The 17,990-nt window shown below is 73.7% G+C and carries 22 protein-coding genes; 11 read left to right on the top strand and 11 right to left on the bottom strand.

All coding sequences use genetic code 11. The features are described 5' to 3' along the window. Positions 1-86: 86 nt before the first annotated feature. The 4 genes from ACLQ2X_RS21420 to ACLQ2X_RS21405 form a co-directional block, all read right to left on the bottom strand. Complete coding sequence (locus ACLQ2X_RS21420) at positions 87-1,046, bottom strand: electron transfer flavoprotein subunit alpha/FixB family protein (RefSeq protein WP_425682857.1); 960 nt, start codon at positions 1,044-1,046, stop codon at positions 87-89. Positions 1,047-1,057: 11 nt separating this feature from the next. Then, positions 1,058-1,837: an electron transfer flavoprotein subunit beta/FixA family protein gene (locus tag ACLQ2X_RS21415; RefSeq protein ID WP_425682856.1), complete on the bottom strand. Its 780-nt coding sequence runs from the start codon at positions 1,835-1,837 to the stop codon at positions 1,058-1,060. Positions 1,838-2,004: 167 nt separating this feature from the next. Beyond that, positions 2,005-2,418 carry a hypothetical protein gene (locus ACLQ2X_RS21410; RefSeq protein ID WP_425682855.1) on the bottom strand — a complete coding sequence of 138 codons (414 nt, stop codon included), beginning with the start codon at positions 2,416-2,418 and terminating at the stop codon, positions 2,005-2,007. Positions 2,419-2,420: 2 nt separating this feature from the next. Then, positions 2,421-3,218, bottom strand: coding sequence for a GNAT family N-acetyltransferase (locus ACLQ2X_RS21405; RefSeq protein ID WP_425682854.1), 798 nt, complete (start codon positions 3,216-3,218; stop codon positions 2,421-2,423). Between the two features lie 41 nt (positions 3,219-3,259). Between ACLQ2X_RS21405 and ACLQ2X_RS21400 the strand changes: the two genes are divergently transcribed. Genes ACLQ2X_RS21400 through ACLQ2X_RS21390 form a run of 3 tightly spaced genes read left to right on the top strand, consistent with a single transcriptional unit; the run spans position 3,260 to position 4,364 of the window. Further along, positions 3,260-3,646, top strand: a complete 387-nt coding sequence (locus tag ACLQ2X_RS21400) for a YidH family protein (protein WP_425682853.1) — start codon at positions 3,260-3,262, stop codon at positions 3,644-3,646. Then, positions 3,643-3,942: a DUF202 domain-containing protein gene (locus ACLQ2X_RS21395; protein WP_425682852.1), complete on the top strand. Its 300-nt coding sequence runs from the start codon at positions 3,643-3,645 to the stop codon at positions 3,940-3,942. Before ACLQ2X_RS21400 ends, ACLQ2X_RS21395 begins: the two co-directional genes overlap by 4 nt. 26 nt (positions 3,943-3,968) lie before the next feature. Beyond that, positions 3,969-4,364 (top strand): PLD nuclease N-terminal domain-containing protein, encoded by a 396-nt coding sequence (locus ACLQ2X_RS21390; protein WP_425682851.1) that lies wholly within the window; start codon positions 3,969-3,971, stop codon positions 4,362-4,364. A gap of 51 nt (positions 4,365-4,415) precedes the next feature. On the opposite strand, the gene ACLQ2X_RS21385 is transcribed toward ACLQ2X_RS21390, so the two are convergent. Further along, positions 4,416-6,038, bottom strand: a complete 1,623-nt coding sequence (locus ACLQ2X_RS21385) for an acetolactate synthase (RefSeq protein WP_425682850.1) — start codon at positions 6,036-6,038, stop codon at positions 4,416-4,418. Between the two features lie 70 nt (positions 6,039-6,108). Beyond that, the gene (locus ACLQ2X_RS21380; RefSeq protein WP_425682849.1) at positions 6,109-6,882 is read right to left on the bottom strand and encodes an enoyl-CoA hydratase/isomerase family protein; all 774 of its coding nucleotides are present in this window, start codon (positions 6,880-6,882) and stop codon (positions 6,109-6,111) included. Between the two features lie 98 nt (positions 6,883-6,980). On the opposite strand from ACLQ2X_RS21380, the gene ACLQ2X_RS21375 reads away from it, so the two are divergent. Then, positions 6,981-7,505, top strand: coding sequence for a DUF6232 family protein (locus ACLQ2X_RS21375; RefSeq protein ID WP_425682848.1), 525 nt, complete (start codon positions 6,981-6,983; stop codon positions 7,503-7,505). On the opposite strand, the gene ACLQ2X_RS21370 is transcribed toward ACLQ2X_RS21375, so the two are convergent. Next, positions 7,451-7,879, bottom strand: a complete 429-nt coding sequence (locus ACLQ2X_RS21370) for a nuclear transport factor 2 family protein (protein WP_425682847.1) — start codon at positions 7,877-7,879, stop codon at positions 7,451-7,453. The genes ACLQ2X_RS21375 and ACLQ2X_RS21370 overlap by 55 nt on opposite strands. Positions 7,880-7,917: 38 nt before the next feature. Here ACLQ2X_RS21370 and ACLQ2X_RS21365 point away from each other — a divergent pair, with 38 nt between their 5' ends. Both ACLQ2X_RS21365 and ACLQ2X_RS21360 read left to right on the top strand, forming a co-directional pair. Then, positions 7,918-8,400, top strand: coding sequence for a DUF6232 family protein (locus ACLQ2X_RS21365; protein WP_425682846.1), 483 nt, complete (start codon positions 7,918-7,920; stop codon positions 8,398-8,400). Positions 8,401-8,521: 121 nt separating this feature from the next. Continuing rightward, on the top strand, positions 8,522-9,286 hold the full coding sequence (locus ACLQ2X_RS21360) for a hypothetical protein (protein ID WP_425682845.1): 765 nt from the start codon (positions 8,522-8,524) through the stop codon (positions 9,284-9,286). Between the two features lie 47 nt (positions 9,287-9,333). Here the strand turns inward: ACLQ2X_RS21360 and ACLQ2X_RS21355 are convergent, their stop codons facing one another. Both ACLQ2X_RS21355 and ACLQ2X_RS21350 read right to left on the bottom strand, forming a co-directional pair. Continuing rightward, positions 9,334-10,227, bottom strand: coding sequence for a ribokinase (locus ACLQ2X_RS21355; RefSeq protein ID WP_425682844.1), 894 nt, complete (start codon positions 10,225-10,227; stop codon positions 9,334-9,336). Between the two features lie 16 nt (positions 10,228-10,243). Beyond that, positions 10,244-11,122 carry an ABC transporter ATP-binding protein gene (locus ACLQ2X_RS21350; protein ID WP_425682843.1) on the bottom strand — a complete coding sequence of 293 codons (879 nt, stop codon included), beginning with the start codon at positions 11,120-11,122 and terminating at the stop codon, positions 10,244-10,246. A gap of 94 nt (positions 11,123-11,216) precedes the next feature. On the opposite strand from ACLQ2X_RS21350, the gene ACLQ2X_RS21345 reads away from it, so the two are divergent. Next, positions 11,217-12,221: an ABC transporter ATP-binding protein gene (locus ACLQ2X_RS21345; RefSeq protein ID WP_425682842.1), complete on the top strand. Its 1,005-nt coding sequence runs from the start codon at positions 11,217-11,219 to the stop codon at positions 12,219-12,221. After that, on the top strand, positions 12,218-13,219 hold the full coding sequence (locus ACLQ2X_RS21340; protein ID WP_425682841.1) for an ABC transporter permease subunit: 1,002 nt from the start codon (positions 12,218-12,220) through the stop codon (positions 13,217-13,219). The genes ACLQ2X_RS21345 and ACLQ2X_RS21340 overlap by 4 nt, the downstream gene beginning before the upstream one ends. A gap of 72 nt (positions 13,220-13,291) precedes the next feature. Here the strand turns inward: ACLQ2X_RS21340 and ACLQ2X_RS21335 are convergent, their stop codons facing one another. After that, positions 13,292-14,488 carry an ROK family transcriptional regulator gene (locus tag ACLQ2X_RS21335; RefSeq protein ID WP_425682840.1) on the bottom strand — a complete coding sequence of 399 codons (1,197 nt, stop codon included), beginning with the start codon at positions 14,486-14,488 and terminating at the stop codon, positions 13,292-13,294. 124 nt (positions 14,489-14,612) lie between these two features. On the opposite strand from ACLQ2X_RS21335, the gene ACLQ2X_RS21330 reads away from it, so the two are divergent. After that, on the top strand, positions 14,613-16,067 hold the full coding sequence (locus tag ACLQ2X_RS21330) for a glycoside hydrolase family 3 protein (RefSeq protein WP_425682839.1): 1,455 nt from the start codon (positions 14,613-14,615) through the stop codon (positions 16,065-16,067). A 226-nt stretch (positions 16,068-16,293) separates the two neighbouring features. Here the strand turns inward: ACLQ2X_RS21330 and ACLQ2X_RS21325 are convergent, their stop codons facing one another. Next, a complete protein-coding gene (locus ACLQ2X_RS21325; RefSeq protein WP_425682942.1) occupies positions 16,294-16,944 on the bottom strand; it encodes a GNAT family N-acetyltransferase in 651 nt (216 codons plus the stop codon). Between the two features lie 243 nt (positions 16,945-17,187). Here ACLQ2X_RS21325 and ACLQ2X_RS21320 point away from each other — a divergent pair, with 243 nt between their 5' ends. Next, positions 17,188-17,367 (top strand): DNA repair protein, encoded by a 180-nt coding sequence (locus ACLQ2X_RS21320; RefSeq protein ID WP_425682838.1) that lies wholly within the window; start codon positions 17,188-17,190, stop codon positions 17,365-17,367. Between the two features lie 100 nt (positions 17,368-17,467). Next, entirely contained in the window at positions 17,468-17,986 is a 519-nt protein-coding gene (locus tag ACLQ2X_RS21315) for a hypothetical protein (RefSeq protein WP_425682837.1), read from the top strand. Positions 17,987-17,990: the final 4 nt, after the last annotated feature.

Raw genomic sequence — 17,990 nt, 5'->3', positions numbered from 1 at the left:
GCTCAGCTCCCCGGCCCGCCGATCAGCTCCCTACGAGAAAGGCCGCCGCCCGGATGATCCGGGCGGCGGCCTTCTCCACGCCATGCTCACTTGCGCTTGCGGATCTCCTCGGCGGCCTGCGGGACGATCTTGAACAGGTCGCCGACCACGCCGTAGTCGGCCAGCTCGAAGATGGGTGCCTCGCCGTCCTTGTTCACCGCGACGATGGTCTTCGAGGTCTGCATGCCGGCCCGGTGCTGGATCGCGCCGGAGATGCCCAGCGCGACGTAGAGCTGCGGGGAGACGGTCTTGCCGGTCTGACCGACCTGGAACTGGTGCGGGTAGAACCCGGAGTCGACCGCCGCGCGGGACGCGCCGACCGCGCCGCCGAGCAGGTCGGCCAGCTCCTCGACCAGCTTGAAGTTGTCGGCGTTGCCGACACCGCGACCGCCGGAGACGACCACCGACGCCTCGGTCAGCTCGGGGCGGGAGCCCTTCTGCTCGGCGACCCGGTCGACGACCTTGGCGAGTTTGTCCGCGTCGGTGACCGACACGGTGAGCTGCTCGACCGCCGGGGTGGCCGCGGCCGGGGTGGGGTTGAGCGAGTTCGGCCGGACGGTGACCAGCGGCAGGCCCTTGGTGACCTTGGCCTTGACGATGGTGGAGCCGGCGAACGCGACCTGGGTGGCGGTGCCGTCGGCGGCCAGGCCGACCACGTCGGTCAGGATGCCGTTGTCCAGCTTCACCGCGAGGCGGGCGGCGATCTCCTTGCCCTCCTGGGACGAGGCGAGCAGCACGGCGGCCGGCTGGACCCGCTTGACCAGCTCGGCGACCACGGTGGCCTTGGGCGCCACCAGGTAGCCGTCGATCTCCTCGCCCTCGGCGGCGTAGATCTTCTCCGCGCCGTACTCGCCCAGCTTGGCGCCCAGCGCCTCGGCGGCGCCGGCGCCGCCGAGCACCACCGCGCTCGGGGTGCCCAGCTCGCGCGCGAGGGTGAGCATCTCAAGGGTGACCTTCTTGACGCCGAATTCCCGGGTGGCTTCGACGACGACGAGAACCTCAGACATGTCCAGACCCCTCACACGAACTTCTCGGTGGCGAGGAACTCGACAAGCTTCACGCCGCCTTCGCCCTCGTCGGTGATCTTCTCGCCGCCGGAGCGCGGCGGGCGCTTCGAGTGCTCGACCACGGCGCTGGTGGCGCCGTCGAAGCCCACCTCGGCCGGGGCCACGCCCAGGTCACCCAGGGAGAGCGTCTGCACCGGCTTCTTCTTGGCCGCCATGATGCCCTTGAACGACGGGTAGCGCGGCTCGTTGATGGTGTCCCAGACCGAGACCACTGCCGGCGTCGAGGCGGTGACCACCTCGTAGCCCTCCTCGGTCTGCCGCTCGACGGTAAGCGTGCCGCCGTCGACGGTGAGCTTGCGCGCGCCGGTGAGCGCGGCCACGCCCAGCCGCTCGGCGATCATGTGCGGCATGACCTGGACCCGGCCGTCGGTTGACTCGGCGCCACAGAGAACCAGGTCGGCGTTGAGCTGCCCGAGAGCGGCCGCGAGCACCTTCGAGGTGGCCACGGCGCAGGAACCGTGCAGGGCGTCGTCGACGACGTGGACCGCCTTGTCCGGGCCCATGGAGAGCGCCTTGCGGATCGACTCGGTCGCCCGGTCCGGACCCATGGTCAGGATGGTGACCTCGCCGCCGTTCGCCTCCTTGATCTTCAACGCCTCCTCGATGGCGTACTCGTCCATCTCGTTGATGACGTTGTTCGCCGAACCGCGGTCGACGGTGTTGTCGTCAGCACGCAGGTTGCGGTCCGCGCCCGAATCGGGCACCTGCTTGACGAGTACGACGATGTTCATCGCGCTTCGACGACCCTCCTGTTTGGTGTAGCGATCACTCGCCCGGTCACGGGCGCAGCCTCCCGCGTGACGCAACGTCGGTCAACCGCGGGGCGCTGTGCACTTGCCCACGAGCCAAGGTTACCCGCAAGTAGTATGGCCACCCCGGTGACCCGGAGTGACGCAACTCACCACTGCCCGGTCGGCTCGTCGAGCGCCCGCCGCACCTTCTCGATCGCCGCCGCCTCGGCGGGCTCGATCCCCCGGTGCGCCCGCGCCACCCGCTCCGCCGCGGCCAGCACCACCGACCGGTACGTCTCGACGTCGCCCGGCGACTTGGCGCCCAGGATCTCCACCGACCGGCCCAACGCGGGCAGCACCACGGACTCGACCTGCGGGACCGGGCCCCGGGGCAGCTGCGGCAGCGGGCCGGTGGTGAGCGCCTCCTTGACCACGCCCCCCACCTCGGCCAGCGCCCCGGAGGCGGCGAAGCTCTCCCGCACCATCGCCAGCACCCCGGGCACGGCGTTGGAGACCAGGAAGACGGCCCCGAACGCGCCGGTCTTCAGGGTGAGCCGCTCGTCCGCCGTCAACCGCTCCATGATCACGGAGTGTAGACGTAGGGCGTGGAGGTGGTGACCGCAACGAGACCGAGCCGCTCCAGGATGGGCCGGCTGTCCGGCGAGCAGTCCACCTGCATCAACGTCTTGCCGCGCTGCTGCGCCAGCCGCGCCCGGTACGCCACCAGCGCCCGGTAGATGCCCTTCCTGCGCCACTGCGGCAGCGTCGAACCGCCCCAGAGACTGGCGAAACCGGTGCCACGCTGGTAGCGGATCCAGCCGGCGCTGATCACCGTCTCCCCCGCCTCGGCCACCACCACCGTGATCGACTGCCCGTCGGCGTCGATCTCCCGGCCCAGGCCGATCACCAGGTGCCCCCGGTCGTCGTGCCAGACCTCCTCCTCCATGGCGGCGATCCGCTCCAGGTCGGCACGGCCGGTGACCTCGCGCAGGCGTACGCCGTCCGGAAGCACCGGGACGGCGGCGGCGAGCGGCGCGACCGGGCCGACCACGACGGTCTCCTCGTCCTCCGGGACGAAACCGGCGGCGCGCAGCCGGTCCCCCAGGTCGGCCGGTTCGTCGTGACCGGCGAGCTTCCACTCGACCGCCTCGCCCCGGGCCCGGAAGAACTCGACCTGCCGGGCGATCAGCGCGTCCAGCTCGGCGCCGGCCAGGCCGTCGAGCGTGCGGTAGGTGAGGAAGCCACGGTGGTCCAGGCCGACGACGCGGAACAGCGGACCGTCGCGTTCCACGGTCACCCCGGCCGGCAACGGGTCCGGCAGCTCCGGACGGATCTGGCTGTCATAGGCGTTCCGCAGGGTTCGCGCGTCAAGATCGGTCATCCCCTCAGGCTAGGCAGGGGGCAAAGCGGATAATCGACGGCGTGTGGGAGTCGATCAGGCAGTGGTTCGACCCGCGTGAGCTGCGCTCGGTCGGCAGCCCACCGGACTACCGTTTCTCGCTCGCCAACGAACGGACGTTCCTGGCCTGGCTGCGGACCGGGCTGGCGTTCGTCGCGGGCGGGCTGGCCGCCGCGCAGTTCCTGCCGCCGCTGCCCCTGAGTCACCTGCGCGAGGCCCTCGCCGTCGGGCTGCTGCTGATCGGCGCGGCGGTGTCGATCCGGGCGGTGGACCACTGGGCGCGTACCGAACGGGCCATGCGGCTGGGCGAGGAGCTGCCCGCGTCGCGGTTCCCGGCGGTGCTGGCCCTGGCCGTCGCCGTGGGCGCGGCGCTGCTGGTGGTCGCCCTGCTGCTCGGACCGCGCACGTGACCCGCGACCCCGGCCTGCAACCCGAGCGGACCCGGCTGGCCTGGCGGCGGACGCTGCTCACCCTGACCGCGGTGCTGCTGCTCCAGCTCCGCCCGGCGTTCGGGGGCCGGGCGGTGGACGCGGCGCTGGCCGGGGCGGCGGTGGCGATCTGGCTCACCCTGCTGGTGGTCAACTGGCGCCGGGCCACCGGCGTCGGGCCGCGCCGGCCGGCCCGCTGGTCGGTGCCGCTGACCGCGCTCGGCGCGGCCGGGCTGGCCCTGCTCGGCGTCGCCCACCTGCTCGGCGGGGTGCGCTGACCTGCTCGGGTGAGCCATCATGGGGCATGGTCCGCGTCTACGTGCTGCTCTTTCTGATCCAGGTCGCCCTCGCCGCCTGCGCGCTGATCAGCTGCCTCTCCGCCGAGAAGGAGCAGGTCAAGGCGCTGCCCCGGGCGATCTGGGTGCCTGTCATCCTGCTCTTCCCACTTGTCGGCTCGATCGCCTGGTTCCTGGTCGGCCGCGAGCGCCCGAACGGCCCGGCCGGCGTCACCGGCGTGCGCGGTCCCGCCGGCCCGGCCCGCCGTCCGCTCGCGCCCGACGACGACCCCGAGTTCCTCGCCTCGCTCGACGAACGTTCCCGCCAGGAGGACCAGGAGCGGCTGCGGCTCTGGGAGGAGGACCTGCGTCGCCGCGAGGGCGAGCTGCGCCCGCCGGACGAACGGGACCGCCCGGAGGTCTGAGCCCGGGCCACGGGCCGCCCGCCGGTCACCCGGCCGGCGGCCCGCCGCCACTCAGGCCAGGTTCGACGAACGGGGGTACGCGTCCGCCGGGTCGGTCAGCACGTTGACCAGGTACGGCACGCCCGAGTCGAAGGCACGCCCCAGCGCGGGCCCGAGGTCGGCGGCCTTGTCCACCGTCTCGCCCGCACCGCCGAGCGCCTCGACGACCTTGTCGTAGCGCAGCCCCGGCTGGAGGTCCGCGGCCACGTCGTAGCCGTACATCGCGCGCATGGGGTGCTTCTCCAGCCCCCAGATGCCGTTGTTGCCGACCACGATCACCACCGGCAGCTTCTGCCGGACCAGCGACTCCACGTCCATCAGCGAGAAGCCGGCCGCGCCGTCGCCCATCAGCACGCAGATCTGCCGGTCCGGGTGGCTGACCCGGGCACCCATGGCGTAGCCCATGCCGGTGCCCAGGCACCCGTACGGGCCGGGGTCGAGCCAGGTGCCGGGCTGGGCCGGCTCCAGGTATCTCCCGGCGTACGACACGAAGTCGCCGCCGTCGCCGATGGTGATGGAGTCCGGGGCGAGCGCCCGGCGCAGTTCGCCGTAGACGCGGGCCGGGCGGATCGGGTCGGTCTCGGCGGTCATCTCCTCGGCGTCGCGGGCCCTCGCCGCGTCCTCCGCGGTGCGCAGCTCGGCGATCCAGTCGGTGTGGTCGGCCCGGTCGCCGGTGTGCTCGGCGAAGCCGCCCAGGATCAGCCGCAGGTCACCGGCCGGCGCGACGGCGGGCTGCACGTGCCCGGCCCGCTGACTGGGCGCGTCGACGACGTGCACCACCTGCGCGTCGCCGAAATCGCCGAAGGAGAGCCGGAAGTCCAGCGGGGTGCCGACCACCACGACCACGTCGGCGCCCTTGAGGGCGACCCGGCGGGCCTTGGCGAAGGCGAGCGGGTGCTGCGGCGGCAGCGCGCCCCGGCCCATGCCGTTGGTGAACACCGGCACCCGCAGCGCCTCGGCGGCGGCCCGCAGGGCCTCCACGGCGTCACCCGCGTACACGTCCGAGCCGGCGATGATCACCGGCCGGGACGCGCCGGCGATCAGGGCGGCGGCGCGGGCCACCTCGTCCGGGTCCGGCTCGATCGGCGCCGGTGGGGTCACCGCCGGCACGTCGGCGTCACCGACCGAGAAGACCGCCTCCAGCGGGAAGTCGAGGAAGACCGGCCCCCGGTGCGGGGTCAGCGCGGTGGTCAGCGCCGCGGAGACCGCCCGCGGGATGTCGTCGGCGCTGAACACCGTCTCGGCGTGCTTGGTCACCGGGGCGACGAGCGGCAGGTGGTCCATCTCCTGGAGGCTGCCCGAGCCCCAGCGGAACTGCGGTGCCCGCCCGCCGAGCACCAGCACCGGTGAGGCGTTGAAGAACGCGCTGGTCAGGCCGGAGACACCGTTCGTCACGCCGGGGCCGGCGGTGAGCACGGCCAGACCGGGGCGGCGCTGGAGCTTGGCCACCGCCTCGGCGGCGAACACGGCGGACTGCTCGTGCCGCACGTCGTAGATCGGAAACCCGGTGCGGTGGGCGGCGTCGTAGAGCGGAAAGACGTGCCCGCCGGAGAGCGTGAACATCTCCCGTACGCCGTGCGCGCGCAGCGCCGCGATGGCCAGTTCGCCACCGTGACCCTCGACCCGTTCCGTCATGCCACTCCCTCTCGTCGCCCGACCGCTGTCACGCTACTGGCCGGTAGCGTGCGTGTGAACAGCCCTCGCGTCAGCGGCCGGTGAAGCCCGGCTTGCGCTTCTCCACGAACGCCGCCATGCCCTCACGCCGGTCGTCGGTGGCGAACAGCGCCGCGAAGAGCTGGCTCTCCCAGGCCAGGCCGGAGGTGAGGTCCATGTCCAGGCCGCCGTCGACCGCCGCCTTCGCCGCCCGCAGCGCCTGCACCGGTCCGGTCAGGAACGGCTTCACGTACGCCACGGCGGCGTCGTAGACCTCCGCGGCCGGCACCACCCGGTCGGCCAGACCGATCCGCAGCGCCTCGGCCGCGTCGACCATCCGGCCCGTCATGATCAGGTCCTTGGCGCGGGCCGGGCCGACCAGTCGGGCCAGCCGCTGGGTGCCACCGGCGCCCGGGATGATGCCCAACTTGATCTCCGGCTGGCCGAGCTTGGCGTCCTCGGCCACGATCCGCCAGTCGCAGGCCAGCGCCAGCTCACAGCCGCCACCCAGCGCGTACCCGGTGATCGCGGCGACCACCGGCTTGGGGATCCGCGCGATCGCGCCCAACGCGCTGGACAGGTCCGCGGCCCGCTCCGCCATGTCCACATAGGACATATCGGCCATCTCCTTGATGTCCGCGCCGGCCGCGAAGACCTTCTCACCGCCGTACACGATCACGGCGCGCACCTGCGCGTCGGCCGTGGCCGCCGCCGCGGCGGCGCGCAGTTCCTCCTGCACCTGGGTGTTGAGCGCGTTCATCGGCGGCCGCTCCAGCCGGATGGTGCCGATGCCGTCCTTCACGTCCAGCCTGACGAGCTCGCCCACGCTGCCCTCACTTCCTCGTCGAAGTCGCGTGCCAACCTTACGACTCGCCTCGTTGGGGTAGACAGTGTGGTGTCCGTCCCGCTACCGGGAGCGCAGCCATGATCACGTACTACGACGACCGGTCCGTGCGGGTCACCTCCACGGCCGTACGGGTCGACGAGCACACCTACCCGCTTGCCGAACTGACCACGGTGTGGCACCGGCGGGGCGACCGGTCCTGGCGGGTGCTCGCCGGCCGGGGCGCGATCGGGGCGGCGCTCGTCGGACCCCTGGTGGCCGCGCTGCTGGGCATCGCGCTGGCCCTCTGGCTGCATCGGTCCGCCGTGGTCACCATCGCCATCGTCGGGGTGTCGGTGCTCCTCGGCCTCGCCGTCGGCCCGCTCGCCGACGTGCTCTTCGAACACCTCGACCGCTCCTACACCCGGGGCAGCCGGGAGATGGAGATGTGGGCGCGCTGGCAGGGCCGGCCGGTGTGCCTGCTGAGCACCCGCGACGCGCTGCGCTTCGGCCAGATCTACCGCGCGGTGCAGCGGGCGATGGAGAGCGCGCCCGGCCGGCCCGCCCCCGGTCAGAACGTGACCGGCTCGTCCAGCAGCAGACCCAGCCCACGCAGCAGGCCGTAGGTGTCCTGCTCGCCCCAGAACTGCACGATGCGCCCGCCCGCCAACCGGTACATCTTGCAGGCGCTCTGCACCGTCGTCGCCCCGGTCGCGTCCCGCCGGTAGGTCTGCGCCACCGACACCACCACCCGGTCGCCGGCCGCGAAGATCTCCTTGATCTCCTGGTCGAGCACGGTCAGGCCGGGCGAGGAGACGGCGGCCTCGGGATAGCGGCGCCCGCGTACCGCCGTGCCGGAACCGTAGATCTCCACGTCCTCGTCGACCACCTCGGCCAACTCGGCCAGGTCCTTGGTGACGAAGGTCCGCAGGTAACGCCGTACCACCTCGACGTTGCGCGCCTGCTCGTCGCCGGTTGCCGCCCCATCATGCCCCGTCATGCCCGCCACGCTACCGGTCCGCGCGGTTAGGCTGATTCATGACCCTCTATTACCGGGACGAGGCGGTCCAGGTCACCTCGCAGGCCATCCGTTCCGGCGGGCAGGTCGTCGCGCTCGCCGACGTCACGTACGTCTGGCACGCCCGGGGCACGACCACGCTGGCGGTCCGGGGACGGGTCCTGGGACGCGGGATCCTGGTCCTGCTGCTGTCGCTGCCGCCGCTGGTCGCCGTGGTCTGCGTGCTGTCGCTGGCCTGGTCGGCGCAGGACCGTGGCCAGTGGAAACTGGCCCTGGTCATCCTGGCCGCGTTCGTGGTGATCGGGCTGGCCCTCACCCCGTTCCTGGAGGTGCCGCTCGGCTGGCTGGACCGCTCCTACGAGCGCGGCAACCGGGTGCACGAACTGTGGGTACAGCACCAGGGGCAGGAGACGATGCTGGTCCGCACGCCCGACGCGCTGCGGTTCGGGCAGATCTACCGGGCCGTGCAACGCGCCGTCGAGCAACAGGGCGACCGGCGGTGACCCGGCGTCCCGCCGACACCGGCGCGGGCGACCCGACTTCCGCCACCCCCGGCCGTGACCGGGGCCGCTCCGCGCCGGCGTCGACCGGCGCCGGTGGCCGCGACGACGCACACTGGTCCGCATGGCGATCCCACTCCCCCGGCCCGGTGCCGTACTCGGCCTCACCCGCTCCGCCCTCGACCAGGCGCTCGGCTCCGCCGCCACCTTCGCCGGGGTGCCGGCCCGCGCGTTCGCCGTGCTCGACCAGGTGGAGGCGCTGGTCCGGCGGATCGACGGGGTGGTCGACCGGATCGAGGGCACACTCGACCGCACCGACCGGGTGCTCACCGACGCCGAGGCGGCGGTCCGCGAGGTCGCGGTGATCAGCGCCGCCGCCACCGGCGCGATCGACACCGCGACCGAGGTGGCCGCCGCGGCCGCGGTGGTGGTCGCCGAGGCCGAACGGGTGTCCGCCACGGCCGGCGTGGTGGTCGGCGAGGCGGACCGGGTGGCGCGGAGCGCGGCCGGCGTGGTGGACGAGGCGGTCACCGTGACAGCGCGGGCGGCCGGCACGCTTGCCACCGCCGAGAAGGCGGCCGGCACCGCGAGTGAGCTGCTGGCCGCGTACGAGTCGACGCTGCGCCGTGCCGCGCCGATGGCGGCCCGCTTCGTCGAGCAGCTCAGCCCGGAGGAGGTGACCGCCGCGATCCGGCTCGTCGACGAACTGCCGAAGCTCAAGCAGCACCTCACCTCGGACGTGCTGCCGATCCTGGCCACCCTGGACCGGGTCGGCCCCGACCTGCACGACCTGCTGGACGTCACCCGCGACCTCAAGCTCGCGGTGGCCGGCATCCCCGGGCTCGGCATGCTGCGCCGCCGCGGCGAGCGCCTCACCGACGAGGTGTGAGGAAGGGCCCCTTCCCCACGCCGCCGGCAGTGGAGGGGCCCCTGTCATCACCCGCCGAACAACGCGTCGATCTCGGCACGGTCCGGCAGGGCCACGGACGCGCCGAGCTTGCGGACGCAGGCCGCGCCGGCCGCCGCCGCCCACCGCACCGCCTCGGTCAGGTCCCGGCCCTCCCCCCAGGCCACGGCGAGCGCGGCGGTGAACGCGTCCCCGGCCGCGGTGGAGTCGACCACGTCCACCGGCACCGCCGGCACGTGCGTCGCCGGCCGGTCCCGGTCGACGAACCAGGCGCCGTCGCCGCCGAGCGTGAGCACCGCCCGGGGCACCAGGTCGAGCAGCGCCGAAGGCTCGTCCCGGCCCCGGCCGGTCAGCGCCTGCGCCTCCGGTTCGTTGACCACCAGCAGGTCGGTCGCGTCCAGCAACTCCGCCGGCACCGGCCGGGCCGGCGCCGCGTTGAGCACCACCCGGGTGCCGGCGGACCGGGCCGCCAGGGCCGCCTCGGTCACCGTCTCCACCGGAACCTCCAGCTGCGCGACGAGCACGTCGGCCTCGCGTACGGCGGTCAGCTCCTCCGCGGTCGGCGCGGTGAACGCGGCGTTCGCGCCGGGGGTGACCAGGATGGCGTTCTCCCCCGCGCCGCCGACCATGACCAGGGCCACCCCGGAGGGCCCGTAGACCACCCGCAGGTGGCTGGTGTCCACCCCGGCGGCGGTCATCCGGGCGCGCAAGGTCACGCCGAAGGAGTCCGAGCCGATCGCGCCGAGGAAGACGCCTGACGCTCCGGCGCGTACCGCGGCGACCGCCTGGTTGGCGCCCTTGCCCCCGGGCAGCATGACGAAGTCGTCGCCGAGCACGGTCTCGCCGGGGCGGGGCAGCGCGGCGGCGATGCCGACCAGGTCCATGTTGGCGCTGCCGACGACGGCGATCCGGGTCTGCGACACGGTGGCGTCCCGTCGCTCAGGCGGCGCGGGCGGCCCAGCGGTCACCGGACCGCGTGACGACCAGCGGCAGGCCGAACGCCTTCGACAGGTTGTCGGCGGTGAGCACGTCGGTGAGCAGGCCCTGGGCCACCACTGCCCCCTCGCGCAGCAGCAGCGCGTGGGTGAAGCCGGGCGGGATCTCCTCGACGTGGTGGGTGACAAGCACCATCGCCGGCGCGTCCGGGTCGTACGCCAGCTCGGCGAGCCGGGCGACGAGATCCTCCCGACCGCCCAGGTCGAGCCCGGCGGCCGGCTCGTCGAGCAGCAGCAGTTCCGGGTCGGTCATCAGGGCGCGGGCGATCTGCACCCGCTTACGCTCGCCCTCGGACAGCGTGCCGTAGGCGCGGTCGGCGAGGTGGCCGACGCCGAGCTGGCTCAGCAGCGCGGCGGCCCGCGCCTCGTCGGCGCGGTCGTAGTTCTCCCGCCACCGGCCGACAACCGACCAGGCGGCGGTCACCACCACGTCGGTGACCCGCTCGTCGGTGGGGATCCGCTCGGCAAGCGTCGCGGTGGACAGGCCGATCCGGGTGCGCAGCTCGTTGACGTCGGTGCGGCCGATGCGCTCGCCGAGCACGTGGGCGATGCCGCTGCTCGGATGCAACCGGCCGGCGGCGAGGTTGAGCAGGGTGGTCTTGCCCGCGCCGTTGGGCCCGAGCACCACCCACCGTTCGTCCAGTTCGACCCGCCAGTCGACGTCGTGCACCAGCGCGGTGCCGGACCGCCTGACGGCGACCCCGTCGAGGCTGACCACCAGATCCGCGTCCACGGTCGAGGGGGCGGCGGCGCCCGCGGCGCCGGGGATCAGGTCACCAGTCACCCGACCATCCAACCACGCAGCCGGCCGGCCGCCCCCCATGGGTGGCGCCGCCGCCATAGGGTGGGGCGCCGTGTCACCTGTCACCGTCGCCGGAGGAACAAGCCATGCCTGACCGCTGCCGGAGGGTGCGCGGATGAGCGCGGCCATCGAGATCGCCGGTCTCCGCAAGACGTTCCACACGCTGCGTCGGGGGCGCCGCGTCGCCGTCGACGGTTTCGACATGCTCGTCGAGGTCGGCCAGGTGCACGGCTTCCTCGGGCCGAACGGGTCCGGCAAGACCACCACGCTGCGCGCGCTGCTCGGGCTGGTCCGCCCGGACGCCGGCCGGATGAGCGTGCTCGGTGTCGACTCCCCGGAGCGGTTGCCGCAGGTCGCCGGCCGGGTCGGCGCGATCGTGGAGAGCCCGCAGTTCTTCGCCAACTTCACCGCCCACCGGACGCTTCGCCTGCTGGCCCTGGCCGGCGGCGTGCCGACCAGCCGGGTGGACGAGGTGCTGGAGCGGGTCGGCCTGCGCGACCGGGGCGACGAGCGGGTGCGCGGCTATTCGCTGGGCATGAAGCAACGACTGGCGGTCGCCTCGGCCCTGCTGAAGGACCCGGAGCTGCTGATCCTCGACGAGCCGGCGAACGGGCTGGACCCGGCCGGCATCCGGGAGATGCGTGACCTCACCCGGTCGCTGGCGGAGGCCGGGGTGACCGTGCTGCTCTCCAGTCACATCCTCGCCGAGATCCAGGTGATCTGCGACCACGTGACGATCATCAGTCGGGGCCGGCGGGTCACCCACGGGCGGGTGGACGAGGTCCTCGCCGGGTTCGACCAGCACCAGTGGCAGGTGCGGGTGGCCGAGCCGGAACGGGCCGAGCAGGTGCTGGGCCGCGCCGGCCTGTCGGTGACGGCCCACCCGGACCATCTGGTGGTGACCGGCGTGGTCGACCCGGAGGCGATCAGCCGCACGCTGGGTGAGCAGGGGCTGTGGGTACGCGAGCTGGTTCCGCTGCGGCCGGATCTGGAGAGCGTCTTCCTGGAGCTGACCGCCGACCGGGAGCAGGCCGCGCTGCCACGGCAGGTGGACGGCACGCCGGCGTACGACGGAGTGATCGACCTCGACGTACGGGAGACCCCGGGGGTGGACGCGTGAACCTTGTCCGTGCCGAGTTGGAGCGGCTCGCCGCCCGACGCTTCGTGCAGCTCATGGTGGTGTTGCTGGGCGTTGCCTTCGCGCTGACCGCGGTGATCACGCTCGGCGGTTCGCACCGGCCGACGGCGGTCGAGCTGAGCCGGGCCGAGGTGCGGGCCGCCAATGATGTGCGCGAGATGGAGTTGGCGTTCGACCGCTGCGTGCGGATCAAGGAAAGCAGCCTCAGCCCGGGTGAGGACGAGTACCTGCCCCGCGACTGCGCCCAGATCGACCCGGCCCGGGCGGAGAGCCTGCCGACCGCGGCCGACTACCTGGTCGACGTCTTCGTCTTCGCCGAGGAGGCCGAATCGCTGCTCTACTTCCTGATCGCCTTCCTGGTGTTGTTCGGCTTCCTGGTCGGCGCCTCGTACATCGGGGCGGACCTGAATTCGGGCGGGGTGATGAACCTGCTGCTGTGGCGGCCACGCCGGTCGGCGGTGTTCGCCGCGAAGCTGGGCACGCTGCTGGGCGGGGTGCTCGGGCTGTCGGTGCTGGCGTCGGCGGCATACCTCGGCGCGTTCTGGCTGATCGGCCAGGCGTCCGGCCTGATCGGGCGCACCGACTGGTCTTCGCTGGCCGGGCAATGGGGGCGTGGGCTGGCGCTGGTGCTGCTCGCCGCGGCACTCGGGTTCGCGATAGCGACGGTGGGGCGGCACACGTCGGCGGCGCTCGGCGCGGTGGCCGCGTACCTCGTGGTGTGGGAACTCGGCGCACGGATGGTGTTCGAGATCCTGGATGTCGGCCAGTCGGACCGGTTCATGCTGTCCAGCTATCTGGCGGCCTGGCTGACCGGTGGGGTGCGGTTCTGGGACGGCAGTGGCTGCACCACCGGGTTCGACGGTTTCTGCGACGGCTCCTACACGGTGACCTGGATGTCGGGGCTGGTGGTTCTGCTGGCGCTCACCGGCGCGCTGGTGGCCGGCGCGTTCACCGTGTTCCGCCGCCGCGACCTCATCTGATCGGCAACTCCTTGCGAACGGAGAGCGGCTGGTGAAAGATTCCTTCGCATGGGGCGGGCGGACGGACGGGAGTCAGCCGACCGTCGACCCGAACACCTCGTCGCGGACCGCGTCCAGCGCGGTGCGCAGCGCGCCCCGCAGGATCGGCTCCTCGGGCAGGCCGGTGGTCACCACCCGGGGCCGCACCAGGGTGATCGCGGCCACCTCGTGCTGCACCCGGTCGGCCAACGCCGCCCCACCGGCCTGCCCGATCGCGCCGGCGAGCACCACCAGCGGCGGGTCCAGCACCACGCAGGTGCTCGCCACGCCGAGGGCCAGCCGGCGGGCCAGCTCGTCGAGCATCGGCTCACCGGCGGCCCCCGCGGCGACGGCCGCGCGTACCGCCTCGGCCGCGGCCACGCCCGGCTCGGCCGACATCGCCACGGCGAACCCGTGGTCGGCGGCCACCGCCCGCACCGCGTCGGCGCCGACGAGTTGCTGGAACGCCGGCTTGGCCCGTTTGGCGGCGTCCCGCGGGATGGGCGCGCCGGGCACCGGCAGGTAGCCGATCTCGCCGGCCGCGCCGCTGCTGCCGTGGTGCAGCCGCCCGCCCAACATGATCGCCAGTCCGACGCCCGCGTCCACCCACACCAGGACGAAGTCGGCGGTGCCCCGCGCCGCGCCGGACTGCGCCTCGGCCACCGCGGCCAGGTTCACGTCGTTCTCGAACACCACCGGGGTGTCCAGGTCCTCGCGGAGCGCGGCGAGCAGGCCGCTGTGCCAGCGGGGCAGGTTGAACGCGAAGGTGATGTCGCCGGTCTGCGGGTCGACCAGGCCGGGGGTGCCGAGCACGACCCGGCGGACGGTGGACAGTTCCGCCCCCGCGCTGCCGGCCGCCTGCACCACCGCGTTGTGCACCACGCCCACCGGGTCGTCGGTGTCCCGGGTGGACTGCTCCACCCGGCCGGTCACCGCGCCGGTGATGTCGGCGCAGGCGGCCACCACCCGCTCCGCGCCCACGTCCACGCCGACCACGTACGCGCTGCCCGGCCGGACCGCGTAGAGCTGGGCGTTCGGGCCCCGCCCACCGGCCTGCTCACCGACCCGGGCGACCAGGCCGCGTTCCTCCAGCCGCTCGACGAGCTGCGACGCGGTGACCTTGGACAGCCCGGTCAGCTCGCCGATCCGGGCCCGGGTCAGCGGGCCGCGCTCCAACAGCAGCTCCAGCGCCGCACGGTCGTTGAGCGCCCGCAGGAGTCGGGGGGTGCCGGGCAGCCGGGTCGCACTCATGCCAACGTCCTCGATTTTCAGTAAAGTTTGCTAACCACAAAACGCCTGCCGTGGGGCGCCCGCCAGCGTATCGGCCACCCCCATCGGGGCAGCTCGGACGACCCGGCAGGGAAAGGGGACACTCGTGGGGTTGGATCCAGGACTGCGCCGGCTCGCGCTGGGCACGCTGCTGGCCGCCCATCCCGGGCCGGTTCCGCCGGACTGGGCGGTCGACCTGCTCGCCGACGGGCTCGCCGGGCACACCCTGTTCGGCACGAACGTCCACGACCCGGCCCAGGTGGCGGCCTGCACCGCGGCGCTGCGCGCCGGCCGCCCCGACGTGATCGTCGCCATCGACGAGGAGGGCGGCGACGTGACCCGGCTGGCCCACGCCACCGGCAGCCCGTACCCGGGCAACGCCGCGCTCGGCGCGGTCGACGACCCGGACCTCACCCGGCAGGTGTACGCGTCGATCGGCGCGGACCTGGCCGCCCTCGGCGTCACCCTCGACCTGGCGCCCACGGTGGACGTGAACACCGCCGACGAGAACCCGGTGATCGGCACCCGCTCGTTCGGCGCCGACCCGAAGCGGGTCGCGGTCCACTCGGCCGCCGCGGTCACCGGTCTCCAGTCGACGGGTGTGGCCGCCTGCGCCAAACACTTCCCCGGGCACGGCGCCACCGTCGCCGACTCCCACCACGAGCTGCCCACCGTCGACGTACCCCCGGCCGTGCTGCGGGAACGTGACCTGCCGCCGTTCGCCGCCGCCGTCGACGCGGGCGTTCGCGCGGTGATGACTGCCCACATCCGGGTGCCGGCGCTGACCGGTGACGGGCCGGCCACGTTCAGCCGTGCTGTCCTGCACGACATGCTGCGCGTCGAGTACGGCTTCACCGGCGCGATCGTCACCGACGCGCTGGAGATGAAGGGCGCGGTGCTTGTCGCCGGCGGCGCCGGTCCCGGCGCGGTCCGCGCGTTGGCCGCCGGCGCGGACCTGCTGTGCATCGGCGCGCGGGTCGACGCCGACCTGGTCGAACGGGTGGCCGCGGAGATCGTCGCGGCGCTCGGCGACGGCCGGCTGACCCGGTCCCGGGTCGAGGAGGCGGCGGGCCGGGTCGCCGCCCTCGCCGCCGGGGTCGGGCCCGTCGACGCCCCGCCCCCGCCGGTCGAAGGGCTCGGGTACGCCGCCGCGCTGCGGGCGGTGCGCGTGGAGGGTGATCTCGGCGGCATCGGTACGCCGCTCGTGGTGCAGGTGCACGCCACCTCCACCATCGCGGAGGGGCGGGTGCCGTGGGGGTTGGGCCCGCACCTGCCCCCCGAGGTCGAGCAGGTGAGCGCGGTGGCCGGCGAGACCGACGCGGCCGAGTTGCGTCGGCTCGCCGGCGTCCGCCCGCTCGTGCTGGTCGGGCGGCACCTGCATCGGCTGCCCGGGGCGCGGGATCTGGTCGACGCGCTGGCCGCCGCCCATCCGGTGACGGTGGTCGAGATGGGTTGGCCGGGCACCTGGCGGCCGAGCGCCGCGCGGGCGTTCGTGGCCACCTACGGCGCCAGCTACGCCAACGGGCGCGCGGCGGCGCGGACCCTCGGCCTGGCCGCCTGAGCCGGCCCGACGGCGCCCACCCTGATCCACACGCTGCGTCACCGACGCCGATCGCGGGGGGATCAGCGATTCCCCAGGTCAAGTCCGCAACCGGACAGGAGGAACGCGCGCGCCACCCCTTGCCCGCCGCCCCGATACGCACATAGCGTTACCGATGTCGGGGCCCGTGGGAGGAAAGGCGGCGGACCGTGGATCCGGCCCGGGATCCACGGTCCGCGCCGACCGGTCAGCGGGGAAAGACGCCGAACGAGGTGAAACCCCGGTCCGGGAATCCGGCCGCCTCGGCGACCCGGGCGGAGGCGTGGTTGACCGGGTCGTGCAGGTAGGTGGGGACCGCCCCCTCGTCCAGCACCCGGCGGGCCGCCTGCGCGACCAGGCGCCGAGCCAGCCCCCGCCCGCGCGCCGCCGGCACCGTGCCGACCGCCAGTTCGTGCCCGTACGCGTCGTGCCGCTTGATGCCCGCCCCGGCCAGGTATGCGCCGTCGGCGTCCCGGACCAGCAGCACCTCCCGGTCGAACAGTTTCAGCCAGGGCGGCAGGTCGGGCAGCGTTGGTGGTAACCACTCCCCCACCTCGGGCAGCGGCGCCGGGTCGACGCACCAGCGCAGCACGGAGGTGTGTGCGGTGAACTCCGGCGTGCCCACGGTCGCCGGCAGCTCGGCGAGCCACTCGCCGGGCGGCCGTCGCCGGACCAGCGCGCGGACGGCCTCCACCCGGTCGGTGGCCACCGAGAGCACGGTGCTGTCGCCGGTCGCGACCGCGATGGCCGGGCGCAGCCGGCCGTCCCAGGCCGGGCGGGCCCGACGGTGCGACCGGACGACGTGCAACCCGGGACCGGCGGGCCACTGACCCAGCCAGGTCGCCAGGTGGAGGAACATCCGCCGATCCAGCACGTGATCATGGTACGCCGCGGTGGTAGGCCGGTGCGGGCGGAACCCGTTTGCCGGGCATGGGTTGAGCCGCCCGCCCGGTGGGTAGAGGGTCGGCACGCCAGCGACGGACGCCGATCTTTTCGTCCGCCGCCGGCCGCAGGGCTCCGGCGCTTCCGGGAACCGGGGACGCCGGGCCCGCGTCACATCCATTTCCATACATGGACAAGTTTCTCTGGGACGGTAGTGGTCATGCCTCACGAACCGAATGACCGATTCCAGCAGGACGCGGAACGCGGCTGGCAGGACATCGCCGACGCCGGACGCTTCCCCGCACAGCGGGCGTACCGGGGGGTCCGCCACCGGGCCGCCTCGTGGACCGAGCGGAACACGCAGCCCACCTCCGCCTGGCACGGCCTCACCACGGGCTGACGTCCGCCGACACACCGGCCGCCGCGCGTCCGGACTTCGCACACCTGTGCGGTAGCGTCTTGTGGTCCGATTTCGGCCTACGACAGGAGAAGCTCCGCGCATGGGCAAGAAGACGATCCACGTCTCCGACTTCACCGGCCAGGTGCTGGGCGCCGACGACGAGGTGGTCAAGGTCGTCGTGCTGGAGCACCCGGACCTGGTCGCCGGCCCCGTGCGCCTGGACGCCACCCCGGTCGAGGTGGAGAGCATCGACGACGCCGCGCTCGACGTGGCCGTGGTGGAGATCCACGACCGGCACGGCGACGGTGAGCCGCGCCGGGTGGTGCTGACCGCCAGCGAGTTCGACGCGATGGCCACCGACGTGCCGATGGCGCGGCTGCTGCGCACCGCCGAGCGGGTCAAGCCGCCGAAGGCCCGCCGCGCCACCGAGAAGATCGACTACGGCACGGTCGAGCACGCCGGGCGACCGCACCGCGGCCGGGTCACCGAGGAGGAGGCCCGGCTGGTCCGGGAACACCTCGACGAGGTGAACAAACGCCTCGCCGACGCCGGCATCCGTCAGGTCGACCCGGCCGACCCGGAGCACGCCGCCCGCTACGGCTTCCCCACCGCCGACTGATTCC

This window comes from Micromonospora sp. DT31 (genome assembly GCF_049841795.1).
Lineage (GTDB): Bacteria > Actinomycetota > Actinomycetes > Mycobacteriales > Micromonosporaceae > Micromonospora.
Note: the sequence above shows the minus strand (reverse complement) of the source record. Positions and strands in the feature narration are given on the sequence as shown.

What these genes read in the sequence shown, in the direction of transcription:
- ACLQ2X_RS21405 (WP_425682854.1), bottom strand. Translation starts at nt 3,218, where the DNA reads ATGACCGATCTTGACGCGCGAACCCTGCGGAACGCCTATGACAGCCAG.
- ACLQ2X_RS21375 (WP_425682848.1), top strand. Translation starts at nt 6,981, where the DNA reads ATGATCACGTACTACGACGACCGGTCCGTGCGGGTCACCTCCACGGCC.
- ACLQ2X_RS21370 (WP_425682847.1), bottom strand. Translation starts at nt 7,879, where the DNA reads ATGACGGGGCATGATGGGGCGGCAACCGGCGACGAGCAGGCGCGCAAC.
- ACLQ2X_RS21320 (WP_425682838.1), top strand. Translation starts at nt 17,188, where the DNA reads ATGCCTCACGAACCGAATGACCGATTCCAGCAGGACGCGGAACGCGGC.
- ACLQ2X_RS21390 (WP_425682851.1), top strand. Translation starts at nt 3,969, where the DNA reads ATGGTCCGCGTCTACGTGCTGCTCTTTCTGATCCAGGTCGCCCTCGCC.
- ACLQ2X_RS21410 (WP_425682855.1), bottom strand. Translation starts at nt 2,418, where the DNA reads ATGGAGCGGTTGACGGCGGACGAGCGGCTCACCCTGAAGACCGGCGCG.
- ACLQ2X_RS21345 (WP_425682842.1), top strand. Translation starts at nt 11,217, where the DNA reads ATGAGCGCGGCCATCGAGATCGCCGGTCTCCGCAAGACGTTCCACACG.
- ACLQ2X_RS21325 (WP_425682942.1), bottom strand. Translation starts at nt 16,944, where the DNA reads ATGTTCCTCCACCTGGCGACCTGGCTGGGTCAGTGGCCCGCCGGTCCC.
- ACLQ2X_RS21365 (WP_425682846.1), top strand. Translation starts at nt 7,918, where the DNA reads ATGACCCTCTATTACCGGGACGAGGCGGTCCAGGTCACCTCGCAGGCC.
- ACLQ2X_RS21350 (WP_425682843.1), bottom strand. Translation starts at nt 11,122, where the DNA reads ATGGGGGGCGGCCGGCCGGCTGCGTGGTTGGATGGTCGGGTGACTGGT.
- ACLQ2X_RS21335 (WP_425682840.1), bottom strand. Translation starts at nt 14,488, where the DNA reads ATGAGTGCGACCCGGCTGCCCGGCACCCCCCGACTCCTGCGGGCGCTC.
- ACLQ2X_RS21385 (WP_425682850.1), bottom strand. Translation starts at nt 6,038, where the DNA reads ATGACGGAACGGGTCGAGGGTCACGGTGGCGAACTGGCCATCGCGGCG.
- ACLQ2X_RS21415 (WP_425682856.1), bottom strand. Translation starts at nt 1,837, where the DNA reads ATGAACATCGTCGTACTCGTCAAGCAGGTGCCCGATTCGGGCGCGGAC.
- ACLQ2X_RS21315 (WP_425682837.1), top strand. Translation starts at nt 17,468, where the DNA reads ATGGGCAAGAAGACGATCCACGTCTCCGACTTCACCGGCCAGGTGCTG.
- ACLQ2X_RS21420 (WP_425682857.1), bottom strand. Translation starts at nt 1,046, where the DNA reads ATGTCTGAGGTTCTCGTCGTCGTCGAAGCCACCCGGGAATTCGGCGTC.
- ACLQ2X_RS21360 (WP_425682845.1), top strand. Translation starts at nt 8,522, where the DNA reads ATGGCGATCCCACTCCCCCGGCCCGGTGCCGTACTCGGCCTCACCCGC.